We start from the raw sequence: 16,619 nt of genomic DNA, 5'->3' as shown, positions 1-16,619 counted from the left end.
AAAAAATCAGGCACCCTGATCAGCCACCCTGGCTTGCAAAAAAGGTGCGGGCCTGGGCACTATCCAGCGCTATCTGTTGCTTGAGCGCATCCAGCCCGGGAAACTTCATTTCATCACGCAGCTTTTTCAGAAAGCTGACATGGACATGGCGGTCGTAAAGGTCGCCGCTGTAATCCAGCAAATGGACCTCAAGACTCAGGCGCGGGGTTCCGGCAATGGTCGGGCGCACGCCAAGATTGGCCACACCCGGCAAACCGTCCAATTTTACCGCATATACCCCGGTCAGTGCAGGCCGTTCGTGCCGCATGTGTATGTTTGCAGTGGGAAATCCCAACTGGCGCCCCAACTTGCGTCCATGCACCACCTTACCGCTGATGCTGTAGTAACGTCCCAGCAAGGCACTCGCCAGAGGCAAGTCGCCGTCATGCAGCGCCTGACGCACGCGCGTGCTGGAAATGCGATCGCCATCCAGCTGAATCTCTGGCACGCTTTCCAGTGCAAAGCCGGCCTGGCGCAGATCGTCCAGCCCACCCTGGCGCCGCGCACCAAAGCGAAAGTCATCGCCCACCAGTATGGCTTCGGCATTCAATTGCCCGCGCAGAATGTCCTGCATGAAGGCGGAGGCCTCCAGCGCGGCGAAGCGCTGATTGAAATGGCAAACATAGACATCGGCCACCCCGGCCTCGATAAAGTGTTCGAGCTTCTCACGCAGCGAGGTCAGGCGCGCTGGCGCTTGTAAAGGCGTAAAAAATTCACGCGGATGTGGCTCAAAGGTCATTACCACGGGTTGCAAACCTCGCGCCGCCGCCACCTGCACCAGCTGGCGCAACAAGGCCTGATGGCCAAGGTGTACGCCATCAAAATTGCCTATCGCCAGCGCTGCCGGGGGGCGCTCTCCACTTGCAGGAAAATGTCGGAATACCCGCATCAGATAGCCACCCGCCGCATGAAGTCCTTGGGCCGTATGCCCATCAGCCAGAGCGCAGCAAAATAAGAAACCGCCCCCAACGCTACCAGCATGGTCACGGAAGTCAGCTTGGCCAGCAACTTGAGGTGCATCCAGTGCTGGTTGTCGCCCATGGCGACATACAACACACCGCCCATCACGGAAACCGCGGCCAGCAGCTTGAACATGAACATCCACCAGCCAGCTTGCGGCTTGTAGATATTGGCTCGGCGCAGGTAAAAATAGAGCAGCCCGGCATTCAGGCAAGCGCCCAGCCCAATGGCCAGCGCGAGCCCGGCATGCTTGAATGGACCGATGAACAGCAGATTCATCGCCTGCGTCGCCAGCAGGGTAAAAATGGCAATCTTCACCGGGGTTTTAATGTCCTGACGCGAGTAAAAGGCAGGCGCCAGCACCTTGACCAGAATCAGGCCAAGCAGCCCCAGGCTGTATGCCATCAGGGCCTGCCGTGTCATCCACACATCCTGTTCGGAAAACGCGCCATAGTGGAACAGGCTCGCAACCAGCGGCACGGCGATCACCGCCAGCGCCACCGCCGCGGGCAAAGCCAGAATAAACGTCAGGCGTAGCCCCCAGTCTAACAATTGCGAGTATTCGCCATCGGCCTTGTCCGCAAAGCTTTTGGACAGGCTGGGCAGCAGGATGGTCCCCAGGGCAACGCCAAGAATGCCGGTCGGAAACTCCATCAGGCGGTCTGCGTAATAGAGCCAGGAGACGCTGCCAGTCTGCAGAAACGAGGCAAAAATGGTGTTGATGAGCAGGGAAATCTGTGCGATCGACACCCCGAAAACCGCCGGGCCCATCAAACGCAAAATACGCCATACCCCTTCATCCCCCAAGCCGAGTCGTATGCGGGGCAGGAGACCGATCTGGCGCAAATATGGCACTTGATACACCAGCTGCAACACACCGCCAGCAAATACCGCCCACCCCAGTACCATGACAGGAGGATCAAAGTAAGGCGCAAAAAACAGCGCGGCCACAATGAAGGTGATATTGAGCCAGACTGGCGTAAAGGCAGGCACCGAAAACTTGCTATAGGTATTCAGCACGCCGCCCGCCAGCGAGACCAGCGAGATAAAGAAGATGTACGGAAACGTCACCCGCAATAGCGCCACGGTCATGGCGAATTTATCCGGTTCGGATTCAAAGCCGGGCGCACTGATATACACCACCCAGGGCGCTGCCAGCATACCCAATATTGTCACGACGATAAGCGCGAGTCCCAGCAAAGTGGCGACATGATCCACTAGAAGACGGGTTTCTTCGTGGCCGCGCCGGTTTTTGTATTCGGCCAGCACAGGCACAAATGCCTGCGAAAACGCGCCCTCGGCAAACAGGCGACGCAACAGATTGGGGATTTTGAAGGCAACAAAAAAAGCGTCGGTGTATATACCTGCACCAAACACGCGAGCAATCAGCGTATCGCGCACAAAACCGAGAATGCGCGAGACAAAGGTCATGCTGCCGACAGTAGCCAGAGCTTTTAAGAGGTTCATTACGCCAGTATTTTCAATTAATATTCTGCCACCGCCGTGGGTTGGCGCGGAGCCATCTATAAAATGCGCGTGGCCTGCGAAGCCACTCTTTAAGTCCAATAGCTGCAAAAATCACTCATGGACATCGGGGTCTAAACCAAGGCGCAAACCCGGCAATGAGTGCATCGGCACGCCGATAGCAGCGGCATACCTAACGCCATGAATACAAGCGCATGATTTTAGCATGCCCACACGGCAAGCCTAAAGCGCAACATGCGCGAGACAACTTGCACGATGGCAAAAAAACGGCTAATATGCTCGGCTTCGAATTTACAAACTTGATTAGGATTATCCATGGCTAATAGCGCACAGGCGAGAAAACGTGCCCGTCAGGCAGTTAAGCAACGCGCCCACAACGCCAGCTTACGTTCCACTCTGCGCACCGCGATCAAAAAGATCATCAAAGCGGTTGAAGCAGGTGACAAAGCTGCCGCACAAACTGCTTACATCGAAAATGTAAGCGTGATTGATCGTATCGCGGACAAGAATATCATCCATAAGAACAAGGCCGCTCGCCATAAGAGCCGCCTGTCTGCCTCTATCAAGGCCATGGCATAGTATTCAAGCTACATAGCTGCAAGCAAAAAAGCCGAACAGATGTTCGGCTTTTTTATTGGTGTTAGCGCCCCAACCCCAAACTCAGACCACCCGCCATCCTTTATCAATGGCGCCAATCCAATACACCCGCATTCGGCTCCAGGATATTCAGCTAGCAAGAGACCTGAACCGATCTAAAAAACCAAGCGCAACAAAACAAATGAGGGTGCAAACTTCGCACCCTCACATCGACCAACTTTCTTAATAAAATCTCTTGTGGTGCGTTACTCGCCAATCCCCAGAGCCTCACGGGCTTGCATGGCTAAACCATAAGCATTATCCGCATTCACATCCACCACCGTAAAATGGCCCATCTTGCGACCAGCACGGGGCTCATGTTTGCCATACAAATGCAGCTTGAGTGCTGGCACGGCAAACGCAGCGGCCCAATCCGGCTCGCCATCGTGCCAGATATTGCCCAGGATATTCACCATGACAGACGGGCTATGCAAACGCGCATCGCCCAAGGCGTGTCCGGTCAGCACGCGCACCTGCTGTTCGAACTGGTTAGTCACGCAGCCATCCAGCGTGTAGTGCCCGGAGTTGTGCGGCCGCGGAGCAATTTCATTCACCAGAATCTGGTCGCCACAGACAAAAAACTCTACACCCAGCACGCCAACGTATTCCAGCTTCTGTGCCAGTTCAATCGCCAGCGCCGTGGCCTTTTCGCGCAAGGCATCACTACAGCGCGCAGGGGCAATGCTGATATCCAGAATGCCATTCAGATGGCTGTTTTCTGCTACCGGGAAGGTAGCCACATGCCCATGTACATCGCGCGCCAGCACCACGGAAACTTCAAGATCCAGCGCCAGCATTTTCTCCAGCACGCAGGTCTCGCCGCCAAACTGCTCAAACGCCGCTTCAGCTTCCTGGCGCCCACTTATCCGCGCCTGGCCTTTGCCGTCATAGCCAAATCGCGCCACTTTCAGAATCGCCGGGTAAATCGCGGTATCCACCGAATTAAAATCAGCAGCGGATTCAATCACATGGAACGGCGCCACTGGCAAGCCAGCATCGCGTATGAAGTTTTTTTCCTTGACGCGATGCTGCGCGGTGGCAACTGCGGCCGCAGCCGGACGCACAATGCGGGTCTGCTCAAAAAACTCTAGCGTTTCGGCCGGGACATTTTCAAATTCGGTGGTAATGGCAACACAGCTCTGCGCCATGGACTCAAGCGCCTCACGATCATCGTAAGCCGCGCACAAATGCACATCGGCAATCTTGCCTGCCGGGCTATTCAGATCAGGATCAAGCACGGTCACCCGGTAACCCATTTCATGTGCAGCAATCACAAAAAAACGGCCCAGTTGGCCGCCGCCCAGCATGCCGAGCATGGCAGGCGGCAAAATCTTGGAAGAAAGTTCAGCTAATTTCACGCTCAAGGTTGCTCCGATAATTGCATGGCAAATACTTTGTCGGCCTGGGCCGCACGGAATTCATTCAGCTTGGTGGCCAGCGCAGCATCCTGTGTCGCCAGCATGGCGATGGCAAACAAGCCAGCGTTTGCCGCCCCGGCTTCGCCAATGGCGAATGTAGCGACGGGGATACCCTTGGGCATCTGCACAATCGATAACAGGGAATCTTGCCCTTGCAAATGCTTGGAGGGGACAGGCACGCCCAGAACAGGCAGTATGGTCTTGGCTGCGACCATGCCGGGCAAGTGAGCAGCACCGCCAGCACCGGCGATGATTACCTTGAAGCCACGCTCAGCGGCCTGCTCGGCAAACTCGAACATCAGGTCCGGAGTACGATGAGCCGACACCACGCGAGCTTCATATGCGACGCCAAAATCAGCCAGCATTTGCGCCGCGAGCCGCATGACGGGCCAATCGCTATCAGACCCCATGATGATGGCGACTTGCGCCTGTGTTGTAGACATGGAAGCTACCTTTACAAAAGAATAAGATTATCGCGGTGAATCAGCTCGGCTTCATCCACATAGCCCAGTATCTGGGCAATATCCGCGCTGGGCTTGCGCAGGATGCGCGAGGTTTCACTGGCACTGTAGTTTACGAGTCCACGGGCAATTTCCTGCCCCCGCTGATCAAAACACGCCACAGCCTCGCCACGCTCAAAACTGCCCTCGACCGAAAGCACGCCTATTGGCAGCAAACTTTTGCCATCTTCGCGTAGCGCTTTCACGGCGCCATCATCCATGATGACCTTGCCGGAAAGGCGCAGATGATCTGCCAGCCATTGTTTTTTAGCCATCAATTTCACCTGGCCTGCTTGCAGGTGTGTCCCCACCGCTTCACCCGCGGCCAGACGCACCAGCACTTGTGGTTCACGGCCTGAGGCGATCACGGTATGGGCTCCACTGCGTGCCGCACGCTTGGCCGCCAGTATCTTGGTCAGCATGCCACCAGTACCGACACTGCTGCCCGCGCCGCCTGCCATGGCTTCCAGTTCGGGAGCACCCGCCACCGCGTGGTTAATGAACTGGGCATCGGGATTTTTGCGTGGATCAGCCGAGTACAAACCCTGCTGATCGGTAAGAATAACCAGCGCATCCGCTTCAATCAGATTGGCCACCAGCGCACCCAGAGTGTCGTTATCCCCAAAGCGGATTTCGTCGGTGACGACCGTATCGTTTTCATTGATGATGGGGATGACCCCGAGATCAAGCAGGGTACGCAATGTGCTGCGCGCATTCAGGTAACGCTTGCGGTCTGCCAGATCATCATGCGTCAGCAGCACTTGGGCGGTGTGCAGACCGTGTTTGCTGAAGCAACTTTCGTACATCTGCACCAGCCCCATTTGACCAACAGCCGCGGCGGCCTGCAACTCATTTACGGCCTTGGGCCGTTTTTTCCAGCCCAGGCGCTGCATGCCTTCGGCAACCGCACCACTGGAAACCAGCACCACTTGCCGCGACTGCTTTACCAGATGCGATATCTGGTCTGCCCAGGCGGCAATCGCCTGCCGATCCAGTCCCTCACCATTATTGGTGACCAGACTTGAACCTACCTTGACGACAATGCAATCAGCCTCAAGCAGCAGGGAGTCCATCTTGATCCTCTTGCGCATGCTCACCCGCGCGTACAGATTCGATATGTTCCATGATGGCGTAGGTCAGCTCTTTGCAACCGATGCCTGCCAGCGCCGATATGGCAAATACACGGCCTTCCCAGCCATAATCGCGCACAAATGCCGCGACAACCTCTGCACTGTCAGACAGCATGTCGACCTTGTTCAGCACCAGCCAGCGTGGCTTTTGATAAAGGGACTCGTCGTATTTGCGCAGTTCTTCCACAATCGCACGGGCTTCTTTGACTGGATCAACCGACTCATCAAAAGGCGCAATGTCGACAAGATGCAGCAACAAGCGCGTGCGTGCCAGATGCCGCAGGAATTGGTGACCAAGGCCAGCCCCTTCGGCCGCGCCTTCTATCAGCCCGGGAATATCGGCAATAACAAAACTGCGATTGGTATCCACGCGTACCACGCCCAGATTGGGATGCAGCGTGGTGAAAGGATAATCCGCCACCTTGGGTTTGGCTGCAGAGACCGAGCGAATAAACGTCGATTTGCCTGCATTAGGCATGCCGAGCAAGCCCACATCCGCCAGGACCTTCAGCTCGAAATAAAGCTCAAACTCTTCGCCAGGCTCCCCCTTGGTACATTGACGGGGAGAACGATTAACACTGGATTTGAAATGAATATTGCCCAAGCCGCCATTACCGCCCTTGGCCAGCAAAGCCTGCTGACCATGCTCGGCGAGGTCTATCAGCACTTGCTCGGTGGCTTTGTTGCTGATCACGGTGCCCACGGGCACGCGCAGTATCAGGTCTTCACCACCCGCACCGTACTGATCCGAACCGCGACCATTTTCACCGCGCTGGGCGCGGAAGGTTCGCGTGTATCGATAATCCACCAGGGTATTGATGTTGCGGTCAGCGACCGCATAGATGGAGCCACCACGACCGCCATCGCCGCCATTGGGACCGCCCATGGGCTCGTACTTTTCGCGCCGGAAGGTGGCTACGCCATTACCGCCGTCGCCGGCGTAGACCTTGATGGTTGCTTCATCTATGAATTTCATGTTTTCCAGTCAATCTCAATATCGACAAGCGCGGCTTATTATAGCAAGCCGTTTTTTCCGACATGCACGCCTGAAATAAAAAAGCCCTATCTGTGCGATAGGGCTTTTACCAACCTGTGCTGCGAATTAAGCAGGGATGATGCTGACCAGCTTGCGACGCAGAGCGCCCTTAACTGAGAAAGCAACCTTGCCATCCACCTTGGCAAACAGGGTGTGATCCTTGCCCATGCCTACATTGTCACCAGCGTGCATGCGAGTGCCACGTTGACGAACAATAATGCTGCCAGCAGAAACCAATTGGTCGCCGAAGGCTTTCACGCCCAGTCGCTGGGCCTGTGAGTCGCGGCCGTTACGGGAACTACCGCCTGCTTTTTTGTGTGCCATGTTTTATTCCTTATCTCAAGTAACTGCAGCCGAATTACTTGGCAGCAATGTTTTCGATCTGGATTTCAGTGAAATCCTGACGATGACCCTGGGTCTTGCGATAGTGCTTACGACGACGCATCTTGAAGATCAAGACCTTGTCAGCACGACCGTGTGCGACCACCTTGGCCTTGACAGTGGCACCAGCGATGACAGGAGCACCGATAGTAACGTTGTCGCCGTCAGCAACCATTAATACTTGGTCGATGGTGATGTCGCTACCGACTTCGCCCACCAACTTCTCAACCTTAAGTTTGTCGCCGGCTGCTACACGGTACTGCTTACCGCCGGTCTTGATGACTGCATACATGATCTAGCCTCGTTCGCTACGCATTCAAATGAATCGAGCATTATACGGAAAATTGGACGTTTAGCAAATCTTAATGCGCTTTTCCGCAAACAATTCGCCATAACGCCGACATTATGCCGCAGACGTTGCGCAAGGCCAACAAGCACGGGACAAGCGCTGTATATGCCCATACCCTATATGTTAAAATGCCGCATCTAATTCTGGCTGATACTCGTGTCCCTCGCTTTTATACAATCCTGCATCGCTCAAGACATGCAAGCAGTCGACGCGGTGATTCGCAAATCCCTTCACTCCGATGTTGTTCTGATCAACCAGGTTGCCGAGTACATCATCAATGGCGGCGGCAAGCGCCTGCGGCCTGCGCTGGTTCTTCTGTCCGCTGGCGCGTTTGGCGAGGTGAATGCGCGCCATCACGAGCTCGCCGCTGTTGTGGAGTTCATCCACACTGCCACCTTGCTGCACGACGATGTCGTCGATGAATCCGCCATGCGCCGTGGGCGCGCCACGGCCAACACCTTGTTCGGCAATGCAGCCAGCGTACTGGTGGGCGACTTCATCTACTCACGCGCCTTTCAGATGATGGTCGGCGTCGAAAGCATGCGCGTGATGGAAGTGCTGGCCGAAGCCACCAACATCATCGCTGAAGGCGAAGTATTGCAACTGCTGAACGTACACGATGCCGACATCACCGATGAGGCCTATCTCAAAGTCATCCATTACAAAACGGCCAAGCTGTTTGAAGCCGCCACCCGCCTCGGCGCGATTATCTGCTCAGCCTCGGAACAGGATGAACAGGCGATGGCGGAATACGGCATGCGACTCGGCACCGCGTTTCAGCTGATTGATGACGTATTGGATTTCAGCGGCGACAGCCAGGAAATTGGCAAAAATCTGGGTGACGACCTGGCAGAAGGCAAACCAACCCTGCCTCTGCTGATCGCCATGCGTCTGGGCACTACCGCACAAGCCCAGACCATACGCAAAGCGATTGAAGAGGGCGGTCTGGATGAACTACCCGCCGTCATGCAAGCTGTGCACGAGACTGGCGCGCTTGATCAGGTGCGCGCGATTGCGCGGCAGGAGGCCAAGGCCGGGTGCGACGCGATTCAGCATCTGCCGGACTCCCCTTCACGCCAGGCACTGCTAAAACTGGCCGAATTTGCAGTGGACCGCACATTTTAAGCAGTCGCAGAACCCGCGCACCAACAAAAACGCCACCAACCCGCTAAGGGTGGTGGCGTTTTTTTCAACAGACTGAAGCAGGTGCCAGAATGCGCAAGGCATCCTGGCACTACATCAATTCAATACAATCTGCTCGCCGCTATCGGCACGATAGTAGCTAAGGTGAGCGCAGGGGCTGGTATCTGGCGTGAGCGCTCCATCAAACAAGGCTCGCCCATCAACATCCACCACGGCATAGCCGTTATGGTAGAGCGTCACTTCAGCCTGCTGACGTCCTTGCCTCATGGCAAAGCTCATGTACCCGTCGTCCTCCTCTTCTCCATAGACTTCCCAGTTGGAGCGGCCGGTCAACTGCTCCATCCATCCTGGAAGATCAACCTCTACGCGGCAAACGACCGGGGCTTCCCATGCAGCTTGGACAGTGTTTTCCATCATTCGCTTCCTTTCGTTTTAAGTGGTTGGTTAAGGTGTAAGTGGCGTCGATACGGCGCAATTTCAAGTGTGACTCTACCCGACAGTGGATAGTTGCTTATATCTGTATAACGGTGCGATGATGCAGAAAGTTTAATGGAACAAGCGTATGCCCGACGTTATTAGCAATTTTCTTCAGGTATTGCAGGACTCCCCTGCCTTTTTTATTGCCGTTTCTGCCCTGCTCGGGCTTCTGGTAGGCAGCTTTCTGAATGTCGTCATTCATCGGCTACCTAAAATGATGGAAGCGGAATGGCGACTGAATTGCCAGTCACTCGATGGACAGACACCTTCAGAACCTCCGAAAAAATTCAACCTGCTGACTCCACGTTCCAGCTGTCCGCATTGCGGACATGCCATCACGGCCATCGAGAACATCCCCCTGATCAGCTACCTGGGCCTGCGCGGCAAATGCCGGGCTTGCAAGGCGCCTATCAGCTTGCGCTACCCAGCGGTCGAGCTGCTCACCGGCATCCTGACAGCCCTGGTGAGCTGGAAACTAGGCTACGGCGGCATGACGGTGTTTGCCTGGCTATTTGTTTTTGCATTGATCGCCCTGACCTTCATTGACCTGGATACGCAGCTGCTGCCTGACGACATTACGCTCCCTTTGCTATGGCTGGGCTTGCTGGTCAATCTCAATGGCGGCTTTACCGACTTATCCTCCGCCGTGGGTGGCGCCGCAGCCGGATATCTCATCCTGTGGAGCATCTATTGGCTGTTCAAGCTGATAACAGGCAAAGAAGGCATGGGCTACGGCGACTTCAAATTGCTTGCCGCCATCGGCGCCTGGTTTGGCTGGCAAATGCTGCCTGCCGTCATCCTGCTTTCATCACTGGCGGGCTCGGTCATTGGCATAGGCTTGATTCTGTTTGCACGCCATGGTCGCAGCACGCCCATCCCATTTGGCCCCTACCTGGCATTAGGCGGCATTGCCGCCTTGTTCTTCGGCCCGACTTTGGCAAGCTTTTACCTGGGCAGCTGACATGATCGTAGGACTGACGGGCGGCATAGGCAGCGGAAAATCAGCGGCAGCAGCGCAGTTTGCTGCCCTGGGTACTCCGGTCATTGATGTGGATGTCATCTCGCACCAGCTCACCGCAGCAGGCCAACCAGCTGTATTGGCGATCGCCAAGGAACTGGGAAATGACATGCTTAACGCAGATGGCAGCCTCAACCGCGCCGCTGTACGCAGCAAGGTATTTGAGGATGCTGCGACACGCCAGCAGCTGGAAGGCATTTTGCACCCGGCTATTTATGAAGAAGCGCAACGCCAGCTGCAGCAGGTTCGCAACACCGCGCCATACAGCATCATCGTGGTGCCTCTGCTGTTTGAAAGCGAACGCTACCAGCGATTGATAGATCGCAGCCTGCTGATTGATTGTGAGGAATCCATACAGATTGCCCGCACCATGCAGCGCAGCCAAATGTCGGAAATCGAAGTGAAAAACATCATGGCAGCCCAGCTCTCCCGCGAAACCCGTCGGCAATTGGCAAATGACATCATCAGCAACAACGGCAGCCTGGATGAATTACAAAAAAATGTCATCGCTTTTCACCAAAAATACATTAATCCTTGCATAGTTAGCAATTAGATTTCATAATCCACCGTAACTTTAAAAACGCTAAGCGCTCAGCCAAAAAAGCCCGTGCCCAGTTACGATTACCCATTTAATGAACGTATCCGGACGCTGCTGCGCCTGGAGGATCTGTTCACTAAAGTGCTGCACAATATGGCGGCCGGGCATGAGTATCACCATCACTGCGCGCTACTCTCCCTGTTCCAGATTCTTGATGTGATTGATCGTGCCGAATTGAAGGCGGACCTGCTGCAAGAGCTGGACCGGCAAAAGATCGTCATGACCAGCTTGCTTGGCAATCCCTCCATCGCCGAAAAAGTGCTTACCGACCTGATCGGCGAAATCGAAAATACCAGCAAAGCCCTGCGCCAGAACACCACCAAGCTTGGCCAAACCCTGCGCGATAACGACTGGCTGATGAGCATCAAACAGCGTGCTGGCATTCCAGGTGGCGTCTGCGAGTTTGATCTGCCGTCCTACCATTACTGGCTGGGGCTGGATGAAGACAGGCGCCGTCAGGATCTCGATAACTGGCTGCAGCCATTGATCAGCATTTATGATGCCTTGCGCATCATCCTGCATATTTTGCGCGGCAGCGGCAACACCGTTGAGCTAACCGCCATCAATGGCGTGTACCAGCAAATGCTGGGCGGCTCCAAACCTGCCCAGATGCTGAGATTGCAGGTCGACGATGATGTCGAATGCTTCCCGGAAGTCAGCGCCAACAAATACGCCATCAACATCCGTTTCAATAGCCTGGACTACGCGCAAAAGCCGCGTGCATGCGACAAGAACGTTAACTTCACCCTTACCCTGTGCAACCTGTAAAGCCCATCAAAAAACGCTTGGTCACCTGTCCCCAATGCCAAGCCGTATCCGAATACTCTGTCGAAAATCGTTTTCGTCCCTTTTGCTCCGAGCGCTGCAAGCTGATTGACCTGGGCTTGTGGGCAGACGAGGGTTACCGTATTGCACAACCCATAGAACCTGACGAATTCCTGGAAGAATAAGGAGTCATGCCCATGTTCCAACAGCTCAGATGTATCGCCTTATGCCTGTTATTGTCTGCCACCCAGAGCGTCTGGGCAGCCGATGCCTTGCGCATCAGCCATGACTGGGTACGTGCCACAGCACCGGGGCAGGCCGTAGGCGCAGCCTACATGACACTGACCAGCGCTGAAGACGCCACCCTGACCAAAGTGGAAAGCGATGTTGCAGGATCGGTGGAAATACACAGCATGACCATGAACGACGGTGTCATGCGGATGCGCATGCTGGAAACCTTGCCATTAAAAGCGCAGCAAGCGGTCAATCTAGAGCCAGGCGGCTTTCACCTGATGCTGTTTGATCTGAAGGCCCCGCTGAAGGCAGGCACGAATGTGACGTTCAAACTCCACGTACAGGACAGCCACGGCAAGCAGCATGTCTACACGCACAGCAGCCTGGTAAAAGCGGCAGCCGATTAGCCAGCACTCGCGTCGACCTCAGCGCGACTCCGCCTTGAAGGTAAACTGATAGCGCTGCAGCCCGGCGGCGGTTTCCACATCAATACGCGCGATCCAGTCACTGCGCCCCTGCACACACACCGGCAACGTAATATCCCCATGCCAGCGGCCATCAGGCTTCTGCAGCAGCCGGTATTTATTAAGCCCCATCTCCATGCCGTCCATGGCAAAACTGGCATGTATGGTCTGAGCACCCGCCATGGCGACATCGATACCAAAGGGCTTCAGCACCGCAGGCGACGAGGCAAACACGACATGCAGATTCTGATCACCGCAGCCGTCCACCGGTGCTGGGCAATATAACAATTTGATACTCTGCGGCATCGCTGGCGCCCGCATATAGAAATAAAGTGCGACCGCACCCACCATAAGCAACAGCGCCAATACCGCCCATTTTTTGCGCTTAGCTGTTTTCATTCCAACATCCTCTCAACATGGCAATACCGTGCGCGCCATGACGCCACGCCTCTTGCAGATGGGATGCTTGCAAACCACCCAATGCATAGACTGGCAAGGCATAGCCAGCAATGCCCTCGGCAAACCCATGCCAGCCCAGAGGCTTGGCATCCGGATGGGACAGGGTTCGCAGCACAGGGGAAAACACGACGAAGTCGAGCTCAAGCTCAGCCGCGCGGGCAAGCTCGTGTGCATCATGGCAGGAAGCCCCCACCACCAAGCCCTCAGGCTTTTGTTCCAGGGCCATCAGCGCCTGGCTGCTGAGATGCACGCCATCAGCATGCACCCTGGAGGCCAATTCCGGCGACGCATTCAGCAAGACTCTGGCACCGTAAGGGCGCGCCAGCGCAAGGACTTTAGTGGCAAAAGCCAGAAGAGCCTCTTCACTCAGATGCTTTTCGCGCACCTGTATCAGCTTCAAGCCGCCTTGCAATGCCCGCTCCAGGCGGGCCAGAAACACCGGCTCACCCAGCGCCTCCAGCTGCGTGATCGCATATATGGAGGGCAAGCTCAGCATGCGGAGCAATGGTTCGTTCGCAGGCAACAAAGGCCCGACATCCACCGCAGAAGGCCATTGCCAGGACAAGGCCTGACCTTCGCGCCCATGTGGCTCACCAGCCCATCGCCGCACCTGATAGAAATGCAATTGAACGGTACGCTCGGGATAGGCAAAGCGGCGGGTAATCCAGGGATAAGCCTCGACAATCGCGGTGCCGAGCTCCTCTTCGATTTCACGTTTAAGCGCTTGCAAGACGGATTCGCCCTGCTCGATCTTGCCTCCGGGAAACTCCCACCAACCGGCCCAGGGTTTGCCTTCAGGGCGTTGCGCCAGCAGCACTTTGCCATCTTCCCGCACCAGCACCGCCACAGCGGCATGCACCACAGGCTTATCGGTCATTGCGCATCCGGAGGATTGCTGACGGCTGCCAGTTCGCTCAGCTTGGCCTGCCCGGCATAATCACGGGCAAATTGCGAGGCAATGCGGCCACTGCGCGAGCCGCGAGCCAGCGCAAACTGCAAGGCCGCCTGACGCGCATCTTCGGTAAACGGCGTGATGCCATGGTATTCCAGCCACTGCTCGGCCACGCGCAAATAGTCTTGCTGGCTGAATGGATAGAAGGACAGCCACAGGCCAAAGCGCTCCGACAGCGAAATTTTTTCTTCAGCGGTATCGCCAGGGCGTATCTCTTCACCCAGATGCTGGGTTTCGAGATTTTCGGCCATGTACTCTGGCATGAGGTGGCGGCGATTGGAGGTGGCGTACACCAGCACATTGTCCGAGGTCGCCGAGACCGAGCCATCCAGCACCACCTTGAGCGCCTTGTAGCCAGGCTCACCAGCATCAAACGTCAGATCATCGCAGAAGACAATAAAGCGTTCGGGGCGCTCGCGCAAAATCGCCACGATCTCTGGCAATGACACCAGATCCTGCTTTTCCACTTCCACCAGCCGCAAACCATGCTGGGCAAAGTGGCTCAGCACCGCTTTCACCAGGGAAGACTTTCCGGTACCGCGCGCGCCGGTCAGCAACACATTATTGGCCGGCAGGCCACGCACAAACTGCTCGGTGTTGCGCACGATGCGCGCCTTCTGCTCATCCACATTTTGCAGGCCATACAGGCTGACATAATGCGGGTGATGCACGGCTTGCAGATAACCACGCCCCTGATGCGCAACCCAGCGCCAGGCGATCGCACTCCAATCGGTATCCTGCGCCTGCGGCAGCAAGTGCTTTTCCAGACGGTCGAGCAGGCGCTCGGCTTTCTGTATCAATTGTTCAATATCTGCCATGGATGGCCTCGTCTGAATTCAATAATCAGGAGCGATAGTCTGCATTGATCTTGACGTAATCATAGGAAAAATCACAGGTCCACACGGTGGCTTTTGCGCTACCGCGATTCAGCACCACCCGCACCGTGATTTCCGCTTCCTTCATGACGGCTGCACCCTGCGCCTCTTCATAGCTGGCAGCGCGGCCGCCATGCTCTGCGACCAGCACATCGCCCAGATAAAGCTGCATGGCGTTGACATCCAGGTCAGCGATACCGGCGTAACCGATAGCCGCCAGAATACGGCCAAGATTCGGGTCAGAGGCAAAGAATGCCGTCTTGATCAGCGGGGAGTGCGCAATGGCATACGCCACCTTGCGGCATTCTTCGCGGTCTTTGCCAGCTTCGACATGTATGGTCATGAACTTGGTAGCACCCTCGCCATCGCGCACAATGGCTTGCGCCAGTTCAACGGCGACTTCCGTCATCACCGCACGCAAAGCCTCAAACTCACTGCTGCTTTCGGTAATTTCCGCATTTCCTGCCTGGCCCGTTGCCATCAGGATCAGGGAGTCATTGGTGGAGGTGTCGCCATCGACGGTAATACAGTTGAACGAGTGATTTACCGCGTGATCAATGATCGCCTGCAAAGCCGACTGACTAACTGCGGCATCGGTCGCCACATAGCCCAGCATGGTCGCCATGTTGGGATGTATCATGCCGGAGCCCTTGGCAATGCCGGTCACTGTCACTTGCTTGCCGCCCAGCATCACCTGACGCGATGCGGCCTTGGCCACGATATCGGTAGTCATGATGGCTTCGGCCGCATCCAGCCAGCCATCGGCGCGTTGAGCTGCCACGGCTGCGGGCAAACCTGCCACCAGCCGTTCAATCGGCAAAGGCTCCAGAATCACACCGGTCGAAAATGGCAGAATCTGCCCGGCCTGGCAGCCCAGCAAGGTGGCCAGGGCATCGCAGGTTTCACGCGCATGCTGCATGCCGGGCTCACCAGTGCCTGCGTTGGCATTACCCGTATTCACTACCAGCGCACGGATCTCATTTCCCGCAGCCAGGTGTTCACGGCAAAGCGTGACTGGGGCTGCACAAAACCGGTTCTGCGTGAATACGCCTGCCACACGCGTCCCTGGGCTCAGCTGCATGACCAGCACATCCTTGCGGTCTGGCTTGCGGATATGGGCTTTGGCATAACCCAGGGTAATGCCGGCAACCGGCTTCAGGGTGGCGGCATCAGGAGCAGTAAGATGAACTGGCATGTGGAGGTTTCCCGAAAGATGGACACGAAATTAGAAAGTAGTCGCGATTTTACCCGATCACCGCGACAAGGGCATGACATGTGGAGTGGCGTAACCCTGTGAGGTCATCGCGCGCACGGAGAATAGCGCAAGCAGCCGGGCAGCAGACCGGGCTTAGTCGTCGAAGCGGGCGATTTCGATTTGGCGTTGTGCCAGCCGTTCTTTTACTTCATGACGCTGCTGGGGCGACATATCCCACCACTCGCGAATCTCGTCTATGGTGCGAAAACAGCCTTCGCACAAGCCGGTTTCTTCGTTCATGGCACAGACGCCGATACAGGGCGAGGATACAACGGTGGAATTGGGTTCAGAACTCATGGGAAACAACCTCTGGAGAATAGCCTCAGGATTATAACAAACATGCAGCGAGCTATAGGCGCAGAAAATCCTGGAGATGGCCGGGATTGATAGTGCAATGGAAAGAAGGTAGTGCAGGCCAAGATGAGACCACCTGAATAATCACATG

Annotated in this window: 21 protein-coding genes; 7 read left to right on the top strand and 14 right to left on the bottom strand. The window is 55.9% G+C overall.

Going from position 1 to position 16,619, the window contains the following annotated elements; translation table 11 throughout:
* Positions 1-19: 19 nt before the first annotated feature.
* Together MPQ_RS02650 and murJ are read right to left on the bottom strand one after the other, a co-directional pair.
* Positions 20-928 carry a bifunctional riboflavin kinase/FAD synthetase gene (locus MPQ_RS02650; RefSeq protein WP_013441350.1) on the bottom strand — a complete coding sequence of 303 codons (909 nt, stop codon included), beginning with the start codon at positions 926-928 and terminating at the stop codon, positions 20-22.
* On the bottom strand, positions 928-2,466 hold the full coding sequence (murJ, locus tag MPQ_RS02645; protein ID WP_013441349.1) for a murein biosynthesis integral membrane protein MurJ: 1,539 nt from the start codon (positions 2,464-2,466) through the stop codon (positions 928-930). The genes MPQ_RS02650 and murJ overlap by 1 nt, the downstream gene beginning before the upstream one ends.
* Before the next feature lie 333 nt (positions 2,467-2,799).
* On the opposite strand from murJ, the gene rpsT reads away from it, so the two are divergent.
* A complete protein-coding gene (rpsT, locus tag MPQ_RS02640) occupies positions 2,800-3,063 on the top strand; it encodes a 30S ribosomal protein S20 (RefSeq protein ID WP_013441347.1) in 264 nt (87 codons plus the stop codon).
* A gap of 263 nt (positions 3,064-3,326) precedes the next feature.
* Here rpsT and MPQ_RS02635 read toward each other — a convergent pair whose 3' ends face one another.
* The 6 genes from MPQ_RS02635 to rplU all read right to left on the bottom strand — a co-directional run bounded on the left by MPQ_RS02635 (position 3,327) and on the right by rplU (position 7,877).
* A complete protein-coding gene (locus MPQ_RS02635; RefSeq protein ID WP_013441346.1) occupies positions 3,327-4,484 on the bottom strand; it encodes a 5-(carboxyamino)imidazole ribonucleotide synthase in 1,158 nt (385 codons plus the stop codon).
* The gene (gene purE / locus MPQ_RS02630; RefSeq protein WP_013441345.1) at positions 4,481-4,981 is read right to left on the bottom strand and encodes a 5-(carboxyamino)imidazole ribonucleotide mutase; all 501 of its coding nucleotides are present in this window, start codon (positions 4,979-4,981) and stop codon (positions 4,481-4,483) included. Before purE ends, MPQ_RS02635 begins: the two co-directional genes overlap by 4 nt.
* A gap of 11 nt (positions 4,982-4,992) precedes the next feature.
* A complete protein-coding gene (gene proB, locus MPQ_RS02625) occupies positions 4,993-6,111 on the bottom strand; it encodes a glutamate 5-kinase (RefSeq protein ID WP_013441344.1) in 1,119 nt (372 codons plus the stop codon).
* Positions 6,092-7,144 carry an Obg family GTPase CgtA gene (gene cgtA / locus MPQ_RS02620; RefSeq protein ID WP_013441343.1) on the bottom strand — a complete coding sequence of 351 codons (1,053 nt, stop codon included), beginning with the start codon at positions 7,142-7,144 and terminating at the stop codon, positions 6,092-6,094. The genes proB and cgtA overlap by 20 nt, the downstream gene beginning before the upstream one ends.
* Before the next feature lie 126 nt (positions 7,145-7,270).
* Positions 7,271-7,528 (bottom strand): 50S ribosomal protein L27, encoded by a 258-nt coding sequence (gene rpmA, locus MPQ_RS02615; RefSeq protein ID WP_013441342.1) that lies wholly within the window; start codon positions 7,526-7,528, stop codon positions 7,271-7,273.
* Between the two features lie 34 nt (positions 7,529-7,562).
* Complete coding sequence (gene rplU / locus MPQ_RS02610; RefSeq protein WP_013441341.1) at positions 7,563-7,877, bottom strand: 50S ribosomal protein L21; 315 nt, start codon at positions 7,875-7,877, stop codon at positions 7,563-7,565.
* A 213-nt stretch (positions 7,878-8,090) separates the two neighbouring features.
* Here rplU and ispB point away from each other — a divergent pair, with 213 nt between their 5' ends.
* Complete coding sequence (gene ispB, locus MPQ_RS02605) at positions 8,091-9,059, top strand: octaprenyl diphosphate synthase (protein ID WP_041361968.1); 969 nt, start codon at positions 8,091-8,093, stop codon at positions 9,057-9,059.
* Between the two features lie 114 nt (positions 9,060-9,173).
* On the opposite strand, the gene MPQ_RS02600 is transcribed toward ispB, so the two are convergent.
* On the bottom strand, positions 9,174-9,494 hold the full coding sequence (locus tag MPQ_RS02600; protein WP_041361967.1) for a hypothetical protein: 321 nt from the start codon (positions 9,492-9,494) through the stop codon (positions 9,174-9,176).
* A 145-nt stretch (positions 9,495-9,639) separates the two neighbouring features.
* Here MPQ_RS02600 and MPQ_RS02595 point away from each other — a divergent pair, with 145 nt between their 5' ends.
* Genes MPQ_RS02595 through MPQ_RS02575 form a run of 5 tightly spaced genes read left to right on the top strand, consistent with a single transcriptional unit; the run spans position 9,640 to position 12,576 of the window.
* Complete coding sequence (locus tag MPQ_RS02595) at positions 9,640-10,515, top strand: A24 family peptidase (RefSeq protein ID WP_013441338.1); 876 nt, start codon at positions 9,640-9,642, stop codon at positions 10,513-10,515.
* 1 nt (position 10,516) lies between these two features.
* Entirely contained in the window at positions 10,517-11,125 is a 609-nt protein-coding gene (coaE, locus tag MPQ_RS02590; protein ID WP_013441337.1) for a dephospho-CoA kinase, read from the top strand.
* A 54-nt stretch (positions 11,126-11,179) separates the two neighbouring features.
* Entirely contained in the window at positions 11,180-11,938 is a 759-nt protein-coding gene (zapD, locus tag MPQ_RS02585; protein ID WP_013441336.1) for a cell division protein ZapD, read from the top strand.
* A complete protein-coding gene (locus tag MPQ_RS02580; RefSeq protein WP_041361966.1) occupies positions 11,926-12,120 on the top strand; it encodes a DNA gyrase inhibitor YacG in 195 nt (64 codons plus the stop codon). Before zapD ends, MPQ_RS02580 begins: the two co-directional genes overlap by 13 nt.
* A gap of 12 nt (positions 12,121-12,132) precedes the next feature.
* The gene (locus MPQ_RS02575; RefSeq protein ID WP_013441334.1) at positions 12,133-12,576 is read left to right on the top strand and encodes a copper chaperone PCu(A)C; all 444 of its coding nucleotides are present in this window, start codon (positions 12,133-12,135) and stop codon (positions 12,574-12,576) included.
* 18 nt (positions 12,577-12,594) lie between these two features.
* On the opposite strand, the gene MPQ_RS02570 is transcribed toward MPQ_RS02575, so the two are convergent.
* The 5 genes from MPQ_RS02570 to MPQ_RS02550 all read right to left on the bottom strand — a co-directional run bounded on the left by MPQ_RS02570 (position 12,595) and on the right by MPQ_RS02550 (position 16,471).
* Positions 12,595-13,032 carry a hypothetical protein gene (locus MPQ_RS02570; protein WP_013441333.1) on the bottom strand — a complete coding sequence of 146 codons (438 nt, stop codon included), beginning with the start codon at positions 13,030-13,032 and terminating at the stop codon, positions 12,595-12,597.
* Positions 13,019-13,969 carry a Nudix family hydrolase gene (locus tag MPQ_RS02565; protein ID WP_013441332.1) on the bottom strand — a complete coding sequence of 317 codons (951 nt, stop codon included), beginning with the start codon at positions 13,967-13,969 and terminating at the stop codon, positions 13,019-13,021. Before MPQ_RS02565 ends, MPQ_RS02570 begins: the two co-directional genes overlap by 14 nt.
* The gene (locus tag MPQ_RS02560; protein ID WP_013441331.1) at positions 13,966-14,862 is read right to left on the bottom strand and encodes an ATP-binding protein; all 897 of its coding nucleotides are present in this window, start codon (positions 14,860-14,862) and stop codon (positions 13,966-13,968) included. The genes MPQ_RS02565 and MPQ_RS02560 overlap by 4 nt, the downstream gene beginning before the upstream one ends.
* Positions 14,863-14,887: 25 nt before the next feature.
* Complete coding sequence (gene argJ, locus MPQ_RS02555; protein WP_013441330.1) at positions 14,888-16,114, bottom strand: bifunctional glutamate N-acetyltransferase/amino-acid acetyltransferase ArgJ; 1,227 nt, start codon at positions 16,112-16,114, stop codon at positions 14,888-14,890.
* Positions 16,115-16,267: 153 nt separating this feature from the next.
* A complete protein-coding gene (locus tag MPQ_RS02550; RefSeq protein WP_015829397.1) occupies positions 16,268-16,471 on the bottom strand; it encodes a DUF1289 domain-containing protein in 204 nt (67 codons plus the stop codon).
* Positions 16,472-16,619: the final 148 nt, after the last annotated feature.

This window comes from Methylovorus sp. MP688, assembly GCF_000183115.1.
Lineage (GTDB): Bacteria > Pseudomonadota > Gammaproteobacteria > Burkholderiales > Methylophilaceae > Methylovorus > Methylovorus glucosotrophus.
The sequence above is the reverse complement of the archived record's forward strand: the minus strand, read 5'-3'. Positions and strand labels throughout refer to the sequence as shown.